The following is a 17,180-nucleotide window of genomic DNA, read 5'->3' on the forward strand; positions in this document are numbered from 1 at the left end:
GTCCCTCCCTCCCGCTGCGCGCACCGCCGCCGCGCTGGTCCTCGGCCTCGGCCTGGCCGCCAGCGCGGCCTTCGCCCAGGCCCCGGCCAGCCAGACGATGCGGATCCAGATCAACTCCGACATCCGCTCCACCGACCCCGGCGGCAACCGCGACGACAACACCGACAACGTGCTCATCCACGTGGTCGAAGGCCTGGTCGCGCTGCGCGAAGACACCTCGGTCGGCCCGATGCTCGCGAGCAAGGTCGACACCTCGGCCGACGGCCTGACCTACACCTTCACGCTGCGCGACGGCGTGAAGTTCCAGAACGGCGCGGTGCTCACGGCCGACGACGTGGTGTGGAGCTGGCAGCGCTACCTCAAGCCCACCAGCGGCTGGCGCTGCCTGCCCGAGTTCGACGGCAAGGGCATGACCAAGGTGCTCGCGGTGGAAGCGCCCACGCCGAAGACGGTGGTGTTCAAGATCGAGCGCCCGAGTGCGCTGTTCCTCACCATGATGGCGCGCCCCGACTGCGGCGGCGCCGCCATCGTGCACCGCAGCTCGCTCGGCGCCGACGGCCAGTGGAAGGAGCCCGTGGGCACCGGCCCCTACAAGATCAAGGAGTGGAAACGCGGCCAGTACATCGAGCTCACGCGCTTCGACGGCTACAGCTCGCGCCCCGAGGCGCGCGACGGCCTCACGGGCGGCAAGAAGGCCGAGATCGAGAACCTGCGCTTCGTCGTCATCCCCGACTCGGCCGCCGCCAAGGCGGCGCTGTACAGCGGCGGCATCGACGCCTTCATCAGCCCCAGCCCCGCCGACGTGGTCGAGATGCGCGGGCGCAGCGACGTGCGCGTCGACACCACGCCGGTGATGACCATGGTGGCGCTGCTGCTGCAGACCACCGACCCGCTGCTGAAGGACGTGCGCATCCGCCGCGCGCTGGCACTGGCGCTGGACACGCCCGAGATCGCCAAGTCGGTCACCGAGGGCCTGTCGGCCGTCAACAACTCGGTCGTGCCTTCGTCCAGCCCGTTCTACAGCCCCGTGCAGACCGGCGGCTACAAGCGCGACATCGCCGGTGCCAAGAAGCTGCTGGCCGAAGCCGGCTACCGCGGCCAGCCGATCAAGCTCGTCGCCAACAAACGCTACGAGGCGCTGTACTCGGCCGCCGTGCTGGTGCAGGCCATGGCCTCCGAGGCCGGCATCAACATCGAACTCGAAGTGCTCGACTGGGCCACGCAGCTCGACCGCTACACCAAGGGCCAGTACCAGAGCATGGCCTTCGTGTACTCGGCGCGCATCGACCCCTCGCTCAACTACGAGATGGTCACCGGCGACAAGGCCGCGCAGCCGCGCAAGGTGTGGGACAACGCCGCCGCGCAGACCCGGCTCACCGAGAGCATGGTCTCGCGCGACAAGGCGCGCCGCCAGGTGCTGTTCGACGAGCTGCACAAGCAGATGCTGCAGGACGTGCCGATGGTCGTGCTCTTCAACGCCAGCGACGCCACCGCCATGCGCAAGAGCGTGACCGGCTTCAAGGGCTGGGCGCCGGCCAAGCCCCGGTTCTGGAACGTCCGGCTCGACGCGCGCGGCTGACGGGGCGCCGCCGCCATGCTTGCCTACCTCTTGCGCCGGATCGCCATGACGGTCCCGACGCTGCTGCTGGTGTCGATTGCCGTCTTCACGCTCATGCGGCTGATTCCGGGCGACCCGGTGCAGCTCATGCTCGGCGAAGGCGCCGACCCCGCGCAGCTCGAACTCGCCCGCCAGCAGATGGGGCTGGACCAGCCCCTGGTCACCCAGTACGTCGTGTGGCTGCGCCACGCGCTCACCGGCGACCTGGGCGTGTCGACCACCAACGGCCTGGCCGTGCTGCCGCTGATCTGGGAGCGCTTTCACGTGAGCGCCGTGATCGTGCTCACCGCCGTGGCGCTGGCCTCGCTGATCGCCGTGCCCGCCGGCCTCGTCGCCGCCTGGCGCAAGGACCGGCCGACCGACCTCGCCATCATCGGCGCGGCCACGCTGATGCTCTCGGTGCCGAGCTTCTGGCTCGGCCTGCTGCTGTTGATGTTCTTCGGCCAGTACCTGCACTGGCTGCCGGTGGTGGGCTACGTGCCCATGTCGGAAGACTTCTCGCAGGGCCTGATGTACGTGATCCTGCCGATCGTCACGCTGGTGCTGGTCGAGACCGGCGTGCTCACGCGCATGTCGCGCGCCAGCACCATCGAGGTGCTGCGGCTCGAGTACGTGACGCATGCGCGCGCCAAGGGTGTGCCCGAGTCGCAGGTGCTGCGCCGCCACGTGCTGCCCAACGCCTTCAACCCCACGCTTACCATGATCGGCCTCATCCTGGGCCATCTGCTGAGCGGCATCGCGGTGCTCGAAACGGTGTTCACCCTGCCCGGCCTGGGCCGCCTGATGATCGATTCGATCTTCGCGCGCGACTACCCGGTGCTGCAGGGCTGCCTGCTGTTCACGGCCTGCATCTACGTGGTCATCAACCTGATCGTGGACATGTGCTATCCCCTCTTCGATCCCCGGGTGTCGGTGCAGTGAAAAAGCTCAAGACCCATACCCTCGTGGGCGGCGTGCTCATCGGCGTGCTGCTGGTCCTGGCGCTGGTGGCCGCGCTGTGGACGCCCTACAACCCGCTGGGCATCGACCTGCGCGGCAAGCTGCAGCCGCCGTCGGCCGCGCACTGGCTGGGCACCGACGAGTTCGGGCGCGACGTGGCCAGCCGCGCCATGCGCGCGGCCTCCACCAGCTGCCTCATCGCGCTGCTCACGGTGGCGCTGGCCACCGCCGTCGGCCTCGTGGTGGGCGTGCTCGCCGGCTTCGTGCGCGGCTGGACCGACCGCGTGCTCATGGCCTTCAACGACACGCTGCTGGCCTTTCCGGGCCTGCTGCTGGCGCTGGGCGTGATGGTGATCGTGGGCGCCAACCAGTGGGGCATCGTGCTCGCGCTGAGCATGGCGTATGCGCCCTCGGTGGTGCGCGTGGTGCGTGGCACCGTGCTGTCGCTGCGCGAGCGCGAGTACGTCGAGGCCTCGCGCATGATCGGCAACGGCGAGATCTACACCATGTGGCGCCACATCCTGCCCAACTGCGTGGCGCCCGTCGCGGTGCTGGCCACCAGCATGTTCGGCTGGGTGCTGCTGTCGGAAAGCGCCCTGAGCTTCCTCGGCCTGGGCGTGCCGCCGCCCGCGCCCACCTGGGGCAACATGCTCTCCAGCGCACGTCCCTACATGGCCTCGGCCGTGTGGCTGTGCCTGGTGCCGGGCCTGTGCATCGCGCTCACGCTGCTGGGTATCAACCTCCTGGGCGAATCGCTGCGCGACCGGCTCGACCCGCGCACGGAGAAGTCATGACCCATCCCACCTCTTCCGCAGCGCCCGTGCTTTCCGTGCGGCACCTGAAGATCGACCTGCACGGCGGCGCCCAGACGCTGGTGCACGACCTCTCGTTCGACGTGCGCCCTGGCGAGTTCCTTGCCGTGGTGGGCGAATCGGGCAGCGGCAAGACCATGGCCGCGCGCGCCATCCTGCAGCTGCTGCCGCCCGGCATCGCGCAAAGCGGCGGGCAGATCGTGTTCGACGGCGAAGACCTGAGCACCCGCGACGTGAAGGCCATGCGCCCCATCCGCGGGCCCGGCATCGGCATGGTGTTCCAGGAGCCGATGGTCTCGCTCAACCCGGTGCACCGCATCGGCGAGCAGATGGCCGAGGGCCTGCGCATGCACACGAAGCTGTCGGCCGCCGAGATTCGCGCGCGCTGCCTCGACATGCTGCACCGCGTGCAGATCGCCGACCCCGAGCGCTGCCTGCACGCCTACCCGCACGAGTTCTCGGGCGGCATGCGCCAGCGCATCATGCTGGCCAGCGTGATGCTGCTCAAGCCCCGCCTGCTGATCGCCGACGAGCCGACCACCGCGCTCGACACGCTGAGCCAGCGCGAAGTGCTCGACCTCATGGTCGGCCTCGCGAAAGACCAGGGCACGGCCGTGCTGCTCATCACGCACAACCTCGGGCTGGTCGGGCGCTACGCGCAACGCGCCATCGTGCTGGAAAAAGGCAAGCTCGTGGAGACGGGCGACGTGCCCGCCATCCTGGTCGACCCGAAGCAGCCCTACACCCGCAAGCTGGTCGACGCCCTGCCACGCCGCCAGGCCGCGAAGCCGGCCCCGGCCGCGCCGCAGCAGCCGCTGGTGCAGGTGCGCGGCCTGTGCGTGAGCTACCCCGGCGCGCGCGCCGGCTTCTTCAAGCGCCATGCACCGGTGCAGGTCATCGACCGGCTCGACCTGGACATCCACCCCGGCGAGATGGTCGCGCTGGTGGGCGGCAGCGGCTCGGGCAAGACCACGCTGGGCCGCGCCATCCTGCGGCTCGCGCCGTCGCACGCGGGGCAGATCCTGTTTCGCGGCGACGACGTGCGCAGCGCCGACCGCGCCGCGCTGCACCGCTTCCGGCTCGCCTGCCAGCTCGTGTTTCAAGACCCGTTCTCGTCGCTCGACCCGCGCATGCGCGTGCAGGAGATCGTGGCCGAGCCGCTGCGCCACCTGCCCGCGCTCGATGCCGCCGCGCGCGGAAAGCGCGTGCACGAGACGCTCGACGAAGTCGGCCTGGACGGCCTGGGCGCGCGCTACCCGCACGAGCTCTCGGGCGGCCAGCGCCAGCGCGTGGCGATTGCGCGCGCGCTGGTGCGCCGGCCCGCCTTCGTGGTGGCCGACGAGCCCGTGTCCGCGCTCGACATGACCATCCAGGCGCAGGTGCTGCGCCTGTTCCAAAGCCTGCAGGCCCACCACGGCTTTGCGTGCCTCTTCATCAGCCACGACCTCGCGGCCGTCGAGCAGATCGCCGACCGCGTCGTCGTGATGGAGCGTGGCCGCATCGTCGAGCAAGGCCCGCGCGACGCCGTGTTCGACCAGCCGAGCCATGCCTACACGCAGGCGCTGCTGGCGGCCACGCCACGGCCGCTCGCGTCGCTGGCCGATTCTGTCTCCTGCCCTCCCGAGAAAGTGTTTGCGTGACCGCCGCTCCTTTGCCAGCCACCTGGCTGAACCCCACCGCCCCGCCCCCGCTCGATCCGCAGATCGTCGAGTTCATGCGCCTCATGGCGGCCGAGGGCGGCCGCTACCCGAAGCGCCACACCATCCCGATTGCCGAAGGCCGCGCCAACGCCGAGAAGGTGCGCGCCCCGTGGACCGAAGGCGGCCCGACGATGGCGCGCACCGTCGAACAGCAGGTGCCCACGCGCCACGGCAACGTGCGCATCCGCGTGCACTATCCGCAGCACCGCAGGCTGCAGGGCGCACTCGTCTACATCCACGGCGGCGGCTTCGTGCTGTTCAGCCTCGACACCCACGACCGCGTGATGCGCGAGTACGCGGGCCGCGCGGGCATCGCCGTCATCGGCATCGACTACACGCGGGCGCCTGAAGCGCAGTTTCCGCAGCCGCACGACGAGTGCGTCGACGTGATGCGCTGGCTCGCGGCCAACGCAGGCGCGCTCGACATCGATCCTGCGCAGCTCTTCATCGGCGGCGACTCGGCGGGCGCCAACCTGTCGGTGGGCGCCTGCCTCGTGCTGCGCGACGCGGGCGAGGCGCTGCCGCTGGGCATGCTGCTGAACTACGGCGCCTACAGCACCGAGCTGTACCGCGAGTCGGTGGTGCGCTACGGCGCGGGCGAGTACGGCCTGTCGCTGCACATGATGGTGTGGTTCTACGGCCTGTACCTGCGCCGGCCCGAAGACTTTCGCGATCCGCGCCTGGCCAGCCTCACGGCGCGGCTCGAGGGCCTGCCGCCCGCGTGCCTGGCGATCACCGAGTGCGACCCACTGCACGACGACAGCGTGCTCATGGCCGCGCGGCTGCGCGAAGCCGGCGTGGCCGTGACCGACGTGCTCTACCCGGGCACGATCCACGGCTTTCTTGAAGCCGTGTCCATCGCCGACGTGGCCGGCCGCGCCTTCGACGATGCCGCCCGCTGGATGCACGCGCTGGCCGCGCGCTGAAGCCCTCGCCATGTACACGCCCAAGCCGTACATCGAAGACGACCTCGCGACGCTGCACGCCGGCATCCGCGCGTGGAGCTTCGGCACGCTCATCACCGTGGGTCCGTCCGGCGCCAGCGCCAGCGCCACGCACCTGCCCTTCCTGCTCGACGCGCAGGACGACGGCCCCGGCCTGCTCACCACGCACCTGTCGAAGAAGAACCCGCAGTTCGACGAACTGCGCGCGGGCGCCGAGGTGCTCGCCATCTTCCAGGGGCCACATGCCTTCGTCACGCCCAGCTGGTACGTGAAGCAGAGCACCTTCCCGACCTGGAACTACACCGCGATCCACGCGCGCGGCACGCCCCGCGTGATCGAGGAACGCATGGCCATCCATGCCGTGCTGCGCCGCACCGTCGCGCTCTACGACACGCCGCTGGGCGGCAACTGGGACTTCGACACCATGCCCTTCGACTTCGTGGCGCCGCGCCTGGACATGATCGCGGCGGTCGAGATTCCCGTGCGCGTGCTCGAAGGCAAGTTCAAGCTCAACCAGGACCGCTCGGAAGACGACCGCAAGGGCGTGATCGCCGCGCTGGAACGGCTGGGCGATCCGCAGGGCGTGGCCGTGGCCGAGCTCATGCGGCAGCAGATGGCGTTGACGGTGGCGGGCTGAATCGCAGCGGCACAATCGTCCGCGTGCCACGCCTACTTCACCTTCTGACCGCCGGCCTCGCGCTCGCGTCCTCCCTCGCCCACGCAGCCGACCCGGTGCTGCTCGTCACCTCGCCTGTCGCGCTGCAGGCCACCGAGAAAGCCGGCGCCGGTTTCGGCCGCTGGTTCGACGTGCCCTCTGCGGCCAGCGGTACCGCCACCAACCAGGCACTCGCACGCTCGCCCGCCTGGCAGTCGATTGCCGACCCACTGAAGACCAGCCTCGCCGCCCTGCAACGCCGCGACCCGCAGGCCGGCGTCGGCATCGCGCGCTACCCGCACCGGATCTTCGACGCGCGCTGGCTCGCCAGCCCCGACGCCTTCTTCGAGCTGGTCGGCGTGGCCAACCGCATGGACCGCCGTCCGTTCCAGCCCGGCGCCTGCGGCGAGACGCGGCTCGTGTACCGCCTGGCCTACCGCTCGGCCGCGATGCAGTCGCGCCTGCCGATGACCGTCGCCGTCGAGCTGCGCGGCGATGCGCCCGATGCCGACGGCAGCTGCGCCAGCGCGGCGCGGCGTTGGCAACCGCCGCAGGCAGCCATGAAGGACGAAGCCCTCGGCCGCTGGCTCGTGTCGGCCGACGGCCCGCTCGCGCCGCCGCGGCTCGCGCAGGCCCGCATCGCGCAGGTGACGACCAACCTGCAGAGCGTGCGCTGGCCCTCGGCCGTGCGGCCCGACCTCGGCGGCCATGCCGAGTACCTGCTGCGCGCCTTCCGCTGGAACGCGGGCACGCAGCGCTTCGACGCAGGCCCGCTCGAGAACACGCCCGACGTCGCGAAGCTCAAGGCCGACGCCCCGCTGCGCAAGGCGCTGCTGCAATGGCTGCAACAGCCCGACACGCTGCGCGCGCTCGACAGCGCCACCGTGCGCATCCCCGATCGCTTCCTGGCGACCGAGTCGGTCTCCGTCGCGCCGCGCGGCCTCGAGCGCCTGGCGAACCGCCCCTTCGAACAGCTGTTCGCACCCGGCGACTGGCAGCCCGTGCCCGGCAGCCGCACGCTGCAGTCCCCGCAGGCCGTGCTGCGCCGACTCGACGACCTGAGCTGCGCGGGCTGTCACCAGAGCCGCGCGGTCGCGGGCTTTCATCTGTTGGGCGTGGACCGGCGCGGCGCCTCGCGCACCTTCACGACCGGCAACGCGCTCGCGCTGCCGCACTCGCCGCACCTGCAGGATGAGTTGGCGCGGCGCGAACACTATGTGAAGGCCGCGTTGACGACGCCCGTGCCCGACCCGTTCCGCCCGCTGGCCTCGCCGGACGATGCGAACGCCACGTCCGACAAAGCCACCGTCGGCGCCAGCTGCGAGCCCACGCGCATCACCGCCTCGGCCGACCCGTGGCGCGACCGCGCACAGAAGCTGCCGCGCACCGCCGCCACGACCTGCGAAGGCGCGGATTCGGTCTGCGAGAAAACCTCGGTCGGCTTCCCCGGCGGCATGTGCTCGGGCCGCTGCGATCCGAAGGACCCGAACGGCACCTGCGGTGGCATCGCCATCCTCAGCGACTTCAACCAGTGCCTGGCAGCCAAGCAACCCTTCGGGGATTGCCTGAGCAAGCACACGCGGCCCGGCAACCTGCGCAGCTGCTCGGCGCAACAGCCTTGCCGCGAGGACTACATCTGCGCGCAAGCCGAAGGCCAACCCGAAGGACGCGGGGCGTGCATTCCGCCCTACTTCCTGTTCCAGATGCGGGTGGACGGGCACTCATGATGTGAGCGAGTGCGAGGACCGGCGCTCAGCGTTCTTCTTCGTACCACCTGTCCTTCGCCAGCATCACCCGGTGATGCCCACACCCCGACGGCATCATCGGGAAGCAGTTCTCCTGCGCCGCCACCTGCACGTCCAGAAAGAACGGCCCCTCGCTCTCCAGGCATTCGGCCAGCGCCTCTTCCAGCTCCGCCGGGTCCGACACCCGCCGCGCGCCCCAGCCGAAAGCCTTGGCCAACGCCACGAAGTCGGGCAGCGCCTCGTTCCAGCTGTGGCTCAGGCGGTTGCCGTGGTTCAGCTCCTGCCACTGGCGCACCATGCCCATATAGCCGTTGTTGCTCAGCACCAGCTTCACCGGGGTGCGATGCTGCATGGCAGTCGACAGCTCCTGGATGTTCATCAGCACCGACGCGTCGCCGCTCACGCACACCGTGAGCGCGTCGGGGTGGCCGATCTGCGCACCGATGGCTGCGGGCAGCCCGTAGCCCATGGTGCCGGCGCCGCCCGAGGTGAGCCAGTGGCGCGGGCTGTCGAAGCGCAGGTACTGCGCGGCCCACATCTGGTGCTGGCCCACGTCGGTCGAGACGATCGCATCGCGGCCCGCGATGGCGCGTTGCAGCGACGACATGAGCTGCTGCGGCAGGATCTCCTCGGGCGACGGCGTGAAGGCCAGGCAGTCTTCGGCGCGCCAGCGCTCGATGCGCGCCCACCACGGCGCCAGCCGCTCGGGCGCAAACTCGTCGGGCAGCAGCCCCAACAGCGCTTCGACGATGGCGCCGCAGTCGCCCACCATCGGCACGTCGACGTGCACCACCTTGTTGATGCTGCCGGGGTCGATGTCGATGTGGATCTTGCGGGCGTGCGGGCAGAACTCGTCGAGCTTGCCCGTCACGCGGTCGTCGAAACGCGCGCCCACGCACACCACCAGGTCGGCCTCGTGCATCGCCAGGTTGGCTTCGAGCATGCCGTGCATGCCCAGCATGCCGACGAACTTCGGGTCAGACGCGGGGAACGCGCCCAGCCCCATCAGCGTGAGCGTGCATGGCGCGTGCAGCCGATGCACCAGCTGCGTGAACGCCTCGCAGGCCGCCGGCCCCGAGTTGATGAGCCCGCCGCCGCCGTAGAGCACCGGCCGGCGCGCGGTCGAGATCAGGTCGGCGGCGCGCTGCAGCATCGCCCGCGGCGGCAGCGGCGCGCGGCCCGTGCGCAGCGCGCGCAGCGGGGCCGGCGCGGCGCCGTGCGAGAGGCGCATGAGCTGGATGTCCTTCGGCACGTCGAGCAGCACTGGGCCGGGGCGGCCGGTGGTGGCGATGTCGAGTGCGCGGCGCACCAGCGCGGGCACATCGTCGGCCGCGCGCACCTGGCGGTTCCACTTGGTCACCGGGCGCGACATGCCCAGCGCATCGCTTTCCTGGAAAGCCTGCGTGCCGATCACCGCCGTCGACACCTGCCCGCTGATGCACAGCACCGGCACCGAATCGCTCATCGCGTCGAGCAGCCCCGTGATCGTGTTGCCCACGCCCGGCCCCGACGTGACCAGCACCACGCCGACGCGGCCCGTGCTGCGCGCATAGCCCTCGGCCGCGTGCACCGCCGCCTGTTCGTGGCGCACCAGCACATGGCGCAGCCGGGGTTCGCCGTGCAGCGCGTCGTACAGCGGCAGCGCCGCGCCGCCGGGGTAGCCGAAGATCGTGTCGACGCCGCACTCGACCAGCGTGTCGAGCAGCGCCTCGGCGCCGTTGCGCACGCGGGGTGGGGTCTCGGGCATGGCCGGCGAGAGGGAGGGCGAGGATGTGGGGGGAAGGTCGAGCAGTCGCATGCCGTCAATTCTTCCGCTCTTGAGGCAGAATTTGCTTCTTTCTTTTGGCTGTTTAAGCTCGAAACATGAAAACCAATCGCCAAACATCGACAGACAGCGAAGGATCTTTCGACAAGACCGATCTGGCGATCCTGCGGGTGCTGCTGCTCGACTCGCGCAAGACCCTGCAGGAGATCGGCAACGAGGTCGGCCTGTCGCCCACCAGCTGCTGGACGCGCATCAAGAAACTCGAGGCCTCGGGCGTCATCAAGCGCTACACCGTCGACGTCGACCCGGCCAAGCTGGGCTACCACGATTCGGTGATCGTGCAGGTCACCCTCGAGAGCCACACCGACGAAACCCTGTACGACTTCGGCCGCACCCTCGCCACCATTCCCGAGATCCAGGAGGCCTACCTGGTGTCGGGCGACTACGACTACTACATCCGCATCGCCGTGCGCGACACGCGCGACTACGAGCGGCTGCTGCGCGAGAAGCTCTACAAGATTCCCGGCATTCGCCACAGCAAGTCGCATTTCGTGCTGCGGGTTCTGAAGGAAGCGACCGTGCCGCTGATCTGACGAATCGACGGGCCCGCATGAACGAATGGTGGGTACGATCACCGACGAACAGCCCTTCGCAGACGCCATCCCCTTCCATGAGATCGACTTCGGAACATCGAACGCTGATTGTCCTGAGCGGACTGCCAGGCACAGGCAAAACCACCATCGCGCGCGAACTCGTGGCGCGTGCCCCGTCGGTGTACCTGCGCATCGACGCCATCGAGCATGCGCTGAAGACCGCGAGTGGGAGCGCTGACGACGTGGGCCCGGCGGGCTATGTCGTGGCCTACGCGCTGGCCCGCTCCAACCTTGCGCTCGGCATGTCCGTGGTTGCTGATTGCGTCAACCCGCTGCCGGTCACGCGTGAGGCGTGGCGGGCCGTGGCGGCAGAGACGTCATCGCATCTGGTGGAGATCGAGGTCGTGTGCTCTGACGTCGTTGAGCATCGCAGGCGCGTGGAGAACCGGGAAGCCGACATTGCGGGCTTTGCGTTGCCGAGCTGGGAGGCTGTGCTTCGGCATGACTACGAGGCCTGGGGCACAAGCCGCCTGGTCATCGACTCGGCGCTGGTGAGTACTAGCGAGGCGGCGGACCTGATCTGGCGGCGCGTGCGTGAGCGGTAAATCGATGCGCACCCGTTTCATCGACGCCTTCCTGGGCGCCATCGTGCTCGGGCCCTGGGCGGCGATGTTTGCCTATCTGGGCCTTGCACCGTTGGCCGCCTACTGGCTCGACGGCACCAAGCATCGCACGGGCTCCAGCCGCGGCTCTTCCTATTGGTGGAGCTTTCCGGACGCCGTGGCCGCTCAGTACCCGATGCTCACCTGGCTGCTCGAACTCAGGAGCCATGTCGTTGTGTGGAGCTGCCTGGCTGGGATGGTGATCGGGCCGGTGGTTGCGTGGATCATGAGCAGCCGCTTGAAGCGCATGCGTCGCGACATCCGGTGGTGAACGAGAACGAACGACCGCCCATGACCCCCACCTTGCGCACCGCCCTCGACTCGGATTTCGAATTTGCGTTCGATGCCAAGCGACAGGCGCTCGGCCCCTACGTGGCAGCGCGATGGGGATGGGATGACGATTTCCAGCGGAACCTGCACCAGAGCCGATGGCAGGAGCGCCCGTGGTCGGTCATCCTCAAGGGCGGCACACCGGTCGGCACGATCGCCACATGGGAGGTCGATGGTCACCGCCGGATCGGTGAGTTCTACGTCTTGCCGGATTTCCAGCGCGCCGGCATCGGTTCAGCGGTGCTTCGCCAGCTGCTGGCCCAAGCGGACCACGACAAACAGGCAGTGCGGCTGGAGCATCTGAAGTGGAACCCAGTTGGCGCGCTGTACGGGCGCCACGGGTTCGTTCACGAGAGCGCCAACGACACGCATTGCTTTCTGGCTCGCCACCCGATTGGCTCACATCGATGAAGCAGGCCGAGAGGCAGCGTTCGGCCCACACATAACCCTTAACCCGAAGGTGATGACTTGATCTCGGTGCAACCAGCACAACCCGACGAATGGAAGACCTATCGAGACCTGCGCCTGCGGGCCTTGCTCGACTCCCCGGACGCCTTCGGAAGCACGTACGAGGCGGAGGCCACGAGAACCGATGCGATGTGGTCCGCCCGCATTGCCGCGGCGACTTCGTCCGGGAAAGATCGCGTGCTTTTCGCGTTCAACCGCAACGACGCCTGCGGTCTCATCTGGTGCAAGTTGTCCAACGATGAGCCGGCTGTCGCCGACCTTTTCCAGATGTGGGTTGATCCTGCATCGCGAGGAATGGGAGCCGGTCGCGCTTTACTCGAAGCGGCGGTTTCCTGGGCTGCGCGCGCAGGGATGAAGCGCGTGGGCCTGGGTGTCACTGTCGCGGACACGCCCGCGATGCGCCTGTACACGGCGTGCGGCTTCCGGCCCGATGGTGCGTTGGAGCCGCTGCGGGAACACTCGCATCTGATGGTGCAGCCGATGAGCCTTGCACTCGGGCCCGTTGGCTCGACGGACTGAATTCCGCCATCGGCCGCCTTGCCTTCGTTTAAGCTCAACTGACAAAACGCTCTCTGAGGTTTCGCCATGCTCCAAATGCGCCCCGGGTGTGAATGCTGCGACCGAGACTTGCCGCCGGATTCGGCCGATGCCCGTATCTGTTCTTTCGAGTGCACGTTCTGCAGTGATTGCGCGAATCAACGCCTTGCGGGTACGTGCCCGAACTGCGGCGGAGAGTTGGTCCCTCGCCCGTCGCGGCCAGCGGCCAAGCTTGAGAAGTTTCCGGGTTCGACAACGCGGGTGTTCAAGCCTGAGGGGTGCGCGGCGGCTTTGTGAAGGGCCGTCGTCAGGTATGTCCCGCTGACGATTCGATTGGTCACGGCCAGAGACGCACGCTCGCACCTGAATTCCGAAGCACATGCGCACTGACCACACGACTGACCACAACCGGCCTATGAAATGCCAGATTTGTGGGCGTTTGCTTGAACGAAAGGACGACCCTCTGTCAGTGGACTGCGGCGGCGACTGCTGGGGGTGCGTTGGCGAGGTCGAGGCCACCACGGGGTGGGAGCCGTCGCTGAAGAAGGTGCGAGATGAGTTTGCGCTAGGGCTTCGACCAGAATGGAGTGCCCCTTCCATCGGCAACTGACGACCACAAGCAGACAGTCAAAGCCACGCCACAGTGGACCCCGATGCAGCCAACTTGAAGCAACCATCGTCCCTCAATTTCATGTTTCTTCCTCCGCAAGTTTCAGAGATAAGCGTTGACTGCGAATGGCGCTACAAAACGCCCTATCCGCCGTTGGGATTCCGCCCCTTTACAGAGGGAGCACTCGGCAACGGCGATTCATTTGGCCTCTACTGGCCCATCGGGTTGGAAGCACGCGAGCCGCTTGTGGTCGAGACATGGCACGATTCGTGGCAGATTCAGCCGACGTATTCATCGCTGTCCTCCTTTTTGGATGCATTCAAAGACGCGGAGGACGAATACCCCGAACCGCCCTCGCTTGAAGAGGATGCGCGTTCTCCACGCGCGCTTTTCTTCGAGGCAAAGCAGAGGGTTCAGTCGCAAGCTGTAGATGACGCCGTCGCGCTCTTGGAGCAGGCACTTGACGTGCTCCCTGAGTACACGGATGCGCTCTGCCTCCTGTGGGCACAGTACGTTCGGCAGGGCCGAATAGACGAAGCACGTGTCGTTGCGGTCAAGGCGATCATTGCACCGCCATCATTTGGCCAGCGTGCGACAAAGCAACTCAGATGGTTGCAAGAGCAAGACGATGCGCCGCAGCTAGCGGACGACCCCATCTGGCAAGCCCGCGCCGACCTCAAATTGTCTTACGGAGGCGCGAAGACAAACGGGGACTACGCCATCTACCGGACCGCCATTCAAGCCTACTTGAGTGCGTCGCGATTCATCGAAGCGTGCACTCTCATGCAGACCTATGGTGAGCTGATGCATGCAGAAACCGTTTCTTTTCAGGAGCGCGAAGGCTTCGTGCGCCTCGACTACGTAGCGGAACAAATCGCTGCGAGCGGTAAGTTGCCGAATGGGCCAAGGGCTGAACCATGAAATTTGAAGGTCAAAACTTCGCCTCTTTGACTGCACCTTCCGACCGTGTTTTGGAAAGCAGGCTGCTCGCGCTTCGCAGCTACGGTCGGCATTCGTATGCTTCGCTGACCGACGATCAGGGCAACTATCTTCAAGTGGCTGGCGGCGGCGTCACCTGCATGGTTGAACGCTTCGACGCTTCATCCTCGACCATGGTGCGTGCGTTCCATGACAAACCAAACCCGATATTTCCCGACGGCACCGTGCTCTCCTTCGGCGCTGGGGAACTGAGGCTGATGGCCGATGAATGGTTTCAGGCCCGCGCCGTCGTAGAAATCTTTCTCTGCTTCAAGCACTGTCGAAAGTATGCGGACAACGTCCACTGGCGTCCGGCACTCTCCCCAGGCGCCTTTGTAACTTGACCCGCGAACGACGCTCCCCAATGACAAGCTTCTCCAGCGCCCGAGACCTTCTCGAAGAAGTGGCTTCGCGATACCGCGCCATGGACTCCTATGCCGATTCGGGCTTCGTCCAAGAGCTGGATCGGCCGAAGTCTTCGCCGATGTCATTCGAGACAGCTTTTCGGCGCCCTGCAGACTTCAAATTTCGCTTCAGCAGCCCGCATCCCTACAGGCCGAAACGGCACTTGATCTCACGCTCTCAAGTTGGCTTGGATGCGGGGAAGCCGTACTACTGGAGCCAGGACTACAGCTCGCCCGCGGAACTGGCGCAAGAGGAATCGCTCCTCATGGCTGTTGCGGGCGCGACCGGCGTATCCAGGGGATCGGCCTTCACGATCTGGTCTCTCCTGTTCCGCGAAGAAGGTGATGACCTGTTTTCGACCCTCGCCCGGCCGCGCTTTCGCAAATTTGCATGCGTCGATGGTGTGAGGTGTCATCGGGTGGCCGCCATACACCGGGGCTTTCGTCGAATCGATATCTATATCGGCGTCGATGACCTCTTGCTCAGGGGATGGGTGATGCGAACGGGTCGATTCCCGCAGGCAGAGATGCGCACGAATATCAAGGTAGGCGTCGAATTCGGCATCTCCTGTTTTTCGGCAGCGAATGCGGCCACCGCGTCTGCCAACTAGGTTTCGATCCTGATCCACCATGCGAGGTCGGGCATCGCGCGCGGCGGCTCAGCGATTTACCATCGCTGATTTTTGCGATCGCACCCCATGCACCAATCACTCGGCCTCGTCTCCCTCGTGGTCCCCGACTACGACAAGGCGCTCGAATTCTTCGTCGGCACACTGGGCTTCGAACTCGTCGAAGACACGCCCGTGCCTGCGCAAGGAAAGCGATGGGTCGTGGTCAAGCCGCAGGGCGGACAAGGGGCCTGCCTTCTCCTGGCGCAAGCATCGGCGCCAGAACAGCAACGCGCCATCGGCGACCAGGCCGGCGGCCGCGTGTTCCTGTTCCTGTACACGGACGACTTCTGGCGCGACTACGAAAAGTACAAGGCCGCAGGCGTCGAGTTCGTTCGCCCGCCGGAGGGGCAGCCACACGGGGTCGTGGCCGTCTTCAAGGACCTGTGCGGGAACATGTGGGACCTGATCCAGCCCAATGCCAGCAACAGGAGCTGGCAGCTGTAAGAATGCCCTCCCACGCTTGCACGAATCTCACACTCCACCCGCGAAAGAACCGCCCATGACCGAGACCGCCAAGGTAAAAGGACCCGCCTCGTACTTCCCCTCCATCGAGAAGACCTACGGCCAGCCGATCGCGCATTGGATGGACATTCTTCAGGCGGCGGGCCCGCTGAAGCACATGGAGCTCGTGAGCCAGCTCAAGACCCAGCACCAGATGGGTCATGGGCATGCGAATGCGTTGGTTGCGGCGTTTCTTGCGAAGAAGTAGCACGGGCCCTACCGCTCCTCGATGACACCCCAGAAGCAGCAGCTCGAACAGCACTTGGAGGACCGTGATCTCGTCTCGATCTATCGGACGGGCATCGACGATTCGCAGATCCAAGGCTTCGTGCTGGCGGTCTCGTCAGAACTGGTCCTGATTCAGTACGTCTACGACTTCCGCTTGGACGGCTTGATGGCGCTTCGAACTGAAGACATCACACAGGTGGAATTGACGGCCACTCACAGCCTTCAGAAGCAGCTGATCTTCGAAGAAGGCTTGGGGCAGCAGGTTCCCTTTGGCTTCGAGTTTGACGTGCGCAGTTGGCGCACGTTGATTGCGCAGCTGACCTTGCGTCACGCGCTGATGATCGTGGAATGCGAGGCCGGCGAAATCAACGAGTTCTTGATCGGGCGAGTTGTTCAGACCGAAGGCGATTCGCTGCAAATCGAGCATTTCACGGGGGCCGGCAACTGGGCAGGTATCCCTTCCGTGGTGAGCTACGGAGACATCACTTGCTGCCAGGTCGGCAACAACTACGCGAATGTCTATCAGCGCTACTTCGAGCGCCTTGCGGGCGCTCTTCACTGAAGGGCCCCGCCCAGCCCCCTCACCCAGGAGACACCATGCAGCTTCACACCGCCCGCATCTTCGTCCAGGACCTCGCCCTCGCCTCCCGCTTCTATGAAGAGATCCTCGGCCTGCCCCTGAAGGCCGACGGACGCGAACAGGGCTTTTGCGTGTTCGACGCAGGACCCATGAGCCTGGTGGTCGAAACTGTCGAAGCAGATGCCCCGCCAGAAGACCTGGCCTTGGTGGGCCGCTTCACAGGCCTGTCTTTCGACGTGGAAAACATCCAGTCGAAGTACACAGAACTCTCGTCGCTCGGCGTCGCCTTCAGCGGCCTCCCCGAGGCGCAATCCTGGGGCGGCATCCTCGCCACGTTGCGCGACCCCGCCGGCAACGAGCTTCAACTGGTGCAGCAGCCCCGAACGTAGCCATTGGTGCACAGTCGTCATACAATGAGAATAATTCTTATTTGGATGGCC

At 66.8% G+C, this 17,180-nt stretch carries 21 protein-coding genes; 20 read left to right on the plus strand and 1 reads right to left on the minus strand.

The window, feature by feature from the left end; translation table 11 throughout:
- The first annotated feature begins 52 nt into the window (after positions 1 to 52).
- Genes AC07YS_RS12385 through AC07YS_RS12415 form a run of 7 tightly spaced genes read left to right on the plus strand, consistent with a single transcriptional unit; the run spans position 53 to position 8,395 of the window.
- Entirely contained in the window at positions 53 to 1,579 is a 1,527-nt protein-coding gene (locus tag AC07YS_RS12385) for an ABC transporter substrate-binding protein (protein WP_495273733.1), read from the plus strand.
- Between the two features lie 15 nt (positions 1,580 to 1,594).
- Positions 1,595 to 2,539: an ABC transporter permease gene (locus tag AC07YS_RS12390; RefSeq protein WP_070061073.1), complete on the plus strand. Its 945-nt coding sequence runs from the start codon at positions 1,595 to 1,597 to the stop codon at positions 2,537 to 2,539.
- Entirely contained in the window at positions 2,536 to 3,351 is an 816-nt protein-coding gene (locus AC07YS_RS12395) for an ABC transporter permease (protein ID WP_070061074.1), read from the plus strand. The genes AC07YS_RS12390 and AC07YS_RS12395 overlap by 4 nt, the downstream gene beginning before the upstream one ends.
- Positions 3,348 to 5,009 (plus strand): ABC transporter ATP-binding protein, encoded by a 1,662-nt coding sequence (locus AC07YS_RS12400; protein ID WP_495268659.1) that lies wholly within the window; start codon positions 3,348 to 3,350, stop codon positions 5,007 to 5,009. The genes AC07YS_RS12395 and AC07YS_RS12400 overlap by 4 nt, the downstream gene beginning before the upstream one ends.
- Complete coding sequence (locus AC07YS_RS12405) at positions 5,006 to 5,995, plus strand: alpha/beta hydrolase fold domain-containing protein (RefSeq protein ID WP_495268658.1); 990 nt, start codon at positions 5,006 to 5,008, stop codon at positions 5,993 to 5,995. Before AC07YS_RS12400 ends, AC07YS_RS12405 begins: the two co-directional genes overlap by 4 nt.
- Positions 5,996 to 6,005: 10 nt before the next feature.
- On the plus strand, positions 6,006 to 6,650 hold the full coding sequence (locus AC07YS_RS12410; RefSeq protein WP_495268657.1) for an FMN-binding negative transcriptional regulator: 645 nt from the start codon (positions 6,006 to 6,008) through the stop codon (positions 6,648 to 6,650).
- A 23-nt stretch (positions 6,651 to 6,673) separates the two neighbouring features.
- Positions 6,674 to 8,395, plus strand: a complete 1,722-nt coding sequence (locus tag AC07YS_RS12415) for a hypothetical protein (protein ID WP_495268656.1) — start codon at positions 6,674 to 6,676, stop codon at positions 8,393 to 8,395.
- Positions 8,396 to 8,420: 25 nt separating this feature from the next.
- Here AC07YS_RS12415 and ilvB read toward each other — a convergent pair whose 3' ends face one another.
- On the minus strand, positions 8,421 to 10,211 hold the full coding sequence (gene ilvB, locus AC07YS_RS12420; protein WP_495268655.1) for a biosynthetic-type acetolactate synthase large subunit: 1,791 nt from the start codon (positions 10,209 to 10,211) through the stop codon (positions 8,421 to 8,423).
- A 65-nt stretch (positions 10,212 to 10,276) separates the two neighbouring features.
- Between ilvB and AC07YS_RS12425 the strand changes: the two genes are divergently transcribed.
- The 13 genes from AC07YS_RS12425 (at position 10,277) to AC07YS_RS12485 (ending at position 17,129) form a co-directional block, all read left to right on the plus strand.
- Complete coding sequence (locus AC07YS_RS12425; protein ID WP_205736667.1) at positions 10,277 to 10,771, plus strand: Lrp/AsnC family transcriptional regulator; 495 nt, start codon at positions 10,277 to 10,279, stop codon at positions 10,769 to 10,771.
- A gap of 77 nt (positions 10,772 to 10,848) precedes the next feature.
- A complete protein-coding gene (locus tag AC07YS_RS12430) occupies positions 10,849 to 11,376 on the plus strand; it encodes a P-loop nucleotide/nucleoside kinase family protein (RefSeq protein ID WP_495268654.1) in 528 nt (175 codons plus the stop codon).
- Positions 11,377 to 11,380: 4 nt separating this feature from the next.
- Positions 11,381 to 11,704, plus strand: a complete 324-nt coding sequence (locus AC07YS_RS12435) for a hypothetical protein (RefSeq protein WP_495268653.1) — start codon at positions 11,381 to 11,383, stop codon at positions 11,702 to 11,704.
- Between the two features lie 20 nt (positions 11,705 to 11,724).
- Positions 11,725 to 12,174: a GNAT family N-acetyltransferase gene (locus AC07YS_RS12440; protein WP_495268652.1), complete on the plus strand. Its 450-nt coding sequence runs from the start codon at positions 11,725 to 11,727 to the stop codon at positions 12,172 to 12,174.
- A 66-nt stretch (positions 12,175 to 12,240) separates the two neighbouring features.
- Positions 12,241 to 12,750, plus strand: a complete 510-nt coding sequence (locus AC07YS_RS12445; protein WP_495268660.1) for a GNAT family N-acetyltransferase — start codon at positions 12,241 to 12,243, stop codon at positions 12,748 to 12,750.
- Positions 12,751 to 12,816: 66 nt separating this feature from the next.
- Positions 12,817 to 13,065 (plus strand): DUF1272 domain-containing protein, encoded by a 249-nt coding sequence (locus AC07YS_RS12450; protein ID WP_495268651.1) that lies wholly within the window; start codon positions 12,817 to 12,819, stop codon positions 13,063 to 13,065.
- Positions 13,066 to 13,432: 367 nt separating this feature from the next.
- Positions 13,433 to 14,299, plus strand: a complete 867-nt coding sequence (locus AC07YS_RS12455; RefSeq protein ID WP_495268650.1) for a tetratricopeptide repeat protein — start codon at positions 13,433 to 13,435, stop codon at positions 14,297 to 14,299.
- Positions 14,296 to 14,700, plus strand: a complete 405-nt coding sequence (locus tag AC07YS_RS12460; RefSeq protein ID WP_495268649.1) for a hypothetical protein — start codon at positions 14,296 to 14,298, stop codon at positions 14,698 to 14,700. Before AC07YS_RS12455 ends, AC07YS_RS12460 begins: the two co-directional genes overlap by 4 nt.
- 20 nt (positions 14,701 to 14,720) lie before the next feature.
- Positions 14,721 to 15,371: a hypothetical protein gene (locus AC07YS_RS12465; RefSeq protein ID WP_495268648.1), complete on the plus strand. Its 651-nt coding sequence runs from the start codon at positions 14,721 to 14,723 to the stop codon at positions 15,369 to 15,371.
- 87 nt (positions 15,372 to 15,458) lie between these two features.
- A complete protein-coding gene (locus AC07YS_RS12470; RefSeq protein WP_495268647.1) occupies positions 15,459 to 15,875 on the plus strand; it encodes a VOC family protein in 417 nt (138 codons plus the stop codon).
- Positions 15,876 to 15,930: 55 nt separating this feature from the next.
- Entirely contained in the window at positions 15,931 to 16,140 is a 210-nt protein-coding gene (locus AC07YS_RS12475) for a DUF4287 domain-containing protein (protein WP_070061083.1), read from the plus strand.
- Between the two features lie 21 nt (positions 16,141 to 16,161).
- Positions 16,162 to 16,722 (plus strand): hypothetical protein, encoded by a 561-nt coding sequence (locus AC07YS_RS12480; protein ID WP_495268646.1) that lies wholly within the window; start codon positions 16,162 to 16,164, stop codon positions 16,720 to 16,722.
- Between the two features lie 35 nt (positions 16,723 to 16,757).
- Positions 16,758 to 17,129 carry a VOC family protein gene (locus tag AC07YS_RS12485; RefSeq protein WP_495268645.1) on the plus strand — a complete coding sequence of 124 codons (372 nt, stop codon included), beginning with the start codon at positions 16,758 to 16,760 and terminating at the stop codon, positions 17,127 to 17,129.
- Positions 17,130 to 17,180: the final 51 nt, after the last annotated feature.

This window comes from Variovorax sp. GW458-11-26-14-LB1, from assembly GCF_059423965.1.

Coding starts and splice junctions, on each gene's coding strand:
- AC07YS_RS12390 (WP_070061073.1), top strand. CDS start 1,595: ATGCTTGCCTACCTCTTGCGCCGGATCGCCATGACGGTCCCGACGCTG.
- AC07YS_RS12400 (WP_495268659.1), top strand. CDS start 3,348: ATGACCCATCCCACCTCTTCCGCAGCGCCCGTGCTTTCCGTGCGGCAC.
- AC07YS_RS12410 (WP_495268657.1), top strand. CDS start 6,006: ATGTACACGCCCAAGCCGTACATCGAAGACGACCTCGCGACGCTGCAC.
- ilvB (WP_495268655.1), bottom strand. CDS start 10,211: ATGCGACTGCTCGACCTTCCCCCCACATCCTCGCCCTCCCTCTCGCCG.
- AC07YS_RS12425 (WP_205736667.1), top strand. CDS start 10,277: ATGAAAACCAATCGCCAAACATCGACAGACAGCGAAGGATCTTTCGAC.
- AC07YS_RS12430 (WP_495268654.1), top strand. CDS start 10,849: ATGAGATCGACTTCGGAACATCGAACGCTGATTGTCCTGAGCGGACTG.
- AC07YS_RS12435 (WP_495268653.1), top strand. CDS start 11,381: ATGCGCACCCGTTTCATCGACGCCTTCCTGGGCGCCATCGTGCTCGGG.
- AC07YS_RS12440 (WP_495268652.1), top strand. CDS start 11,725: ATGACCCCCACCTTGCGCACCGCCCTCGACTCGGATTTCGAATTTGCG.
- AC07YS_RS12450 (WP_495268651.1), top strand. CDS start 12,817: ATGCTCCAAATGCGCCCCGGGTGTGAATGCTGCGACCGAGACTTGCCG.
- AC07YS_RS12460 (WP_495268649.1), top strand. CDS start 14,296: ATGAAATTTGAAGGTCAAAACTTCGCCTCTTTGACTGCACCTTCCGAC.
- AC07YS_RS12465 (WP_495268648.1), top strand. CDS start 14,721: ATGACAAGCTTCTCCAGCGCCCGAGACCTTCTCGAAGAAGTGGCTTCG.
- AC07YS_RS12470 (WP_495268647.1), top strand. CDS start 15,459: ATGCACCAATCACTCGGCCTCGTCTCCCTCGTGGTCCCCGACTACGAC.
- AC07YS_RS12475 (WP_070061083.1), top strand. CDS start 15,931: ATGACCGAGACCGCCAAGGTAAAAGGACCCGCCTCGTACTTCCCCTCC.
- AC07YS_RS12480 (WP_495268646.1), top strand. CDS start 16,162: ATGACACCCCAGAAGCAGCAGCTCGAACAGCACTTGGAGGACCGTGAT.
- AC07YS_RS12485 (WP_495268645.1), top strand. CDS start 16,758: ATGCAGCTTCACACCGCCCGCATCTTCGTCCAGGACCTCGCCCTCGCC.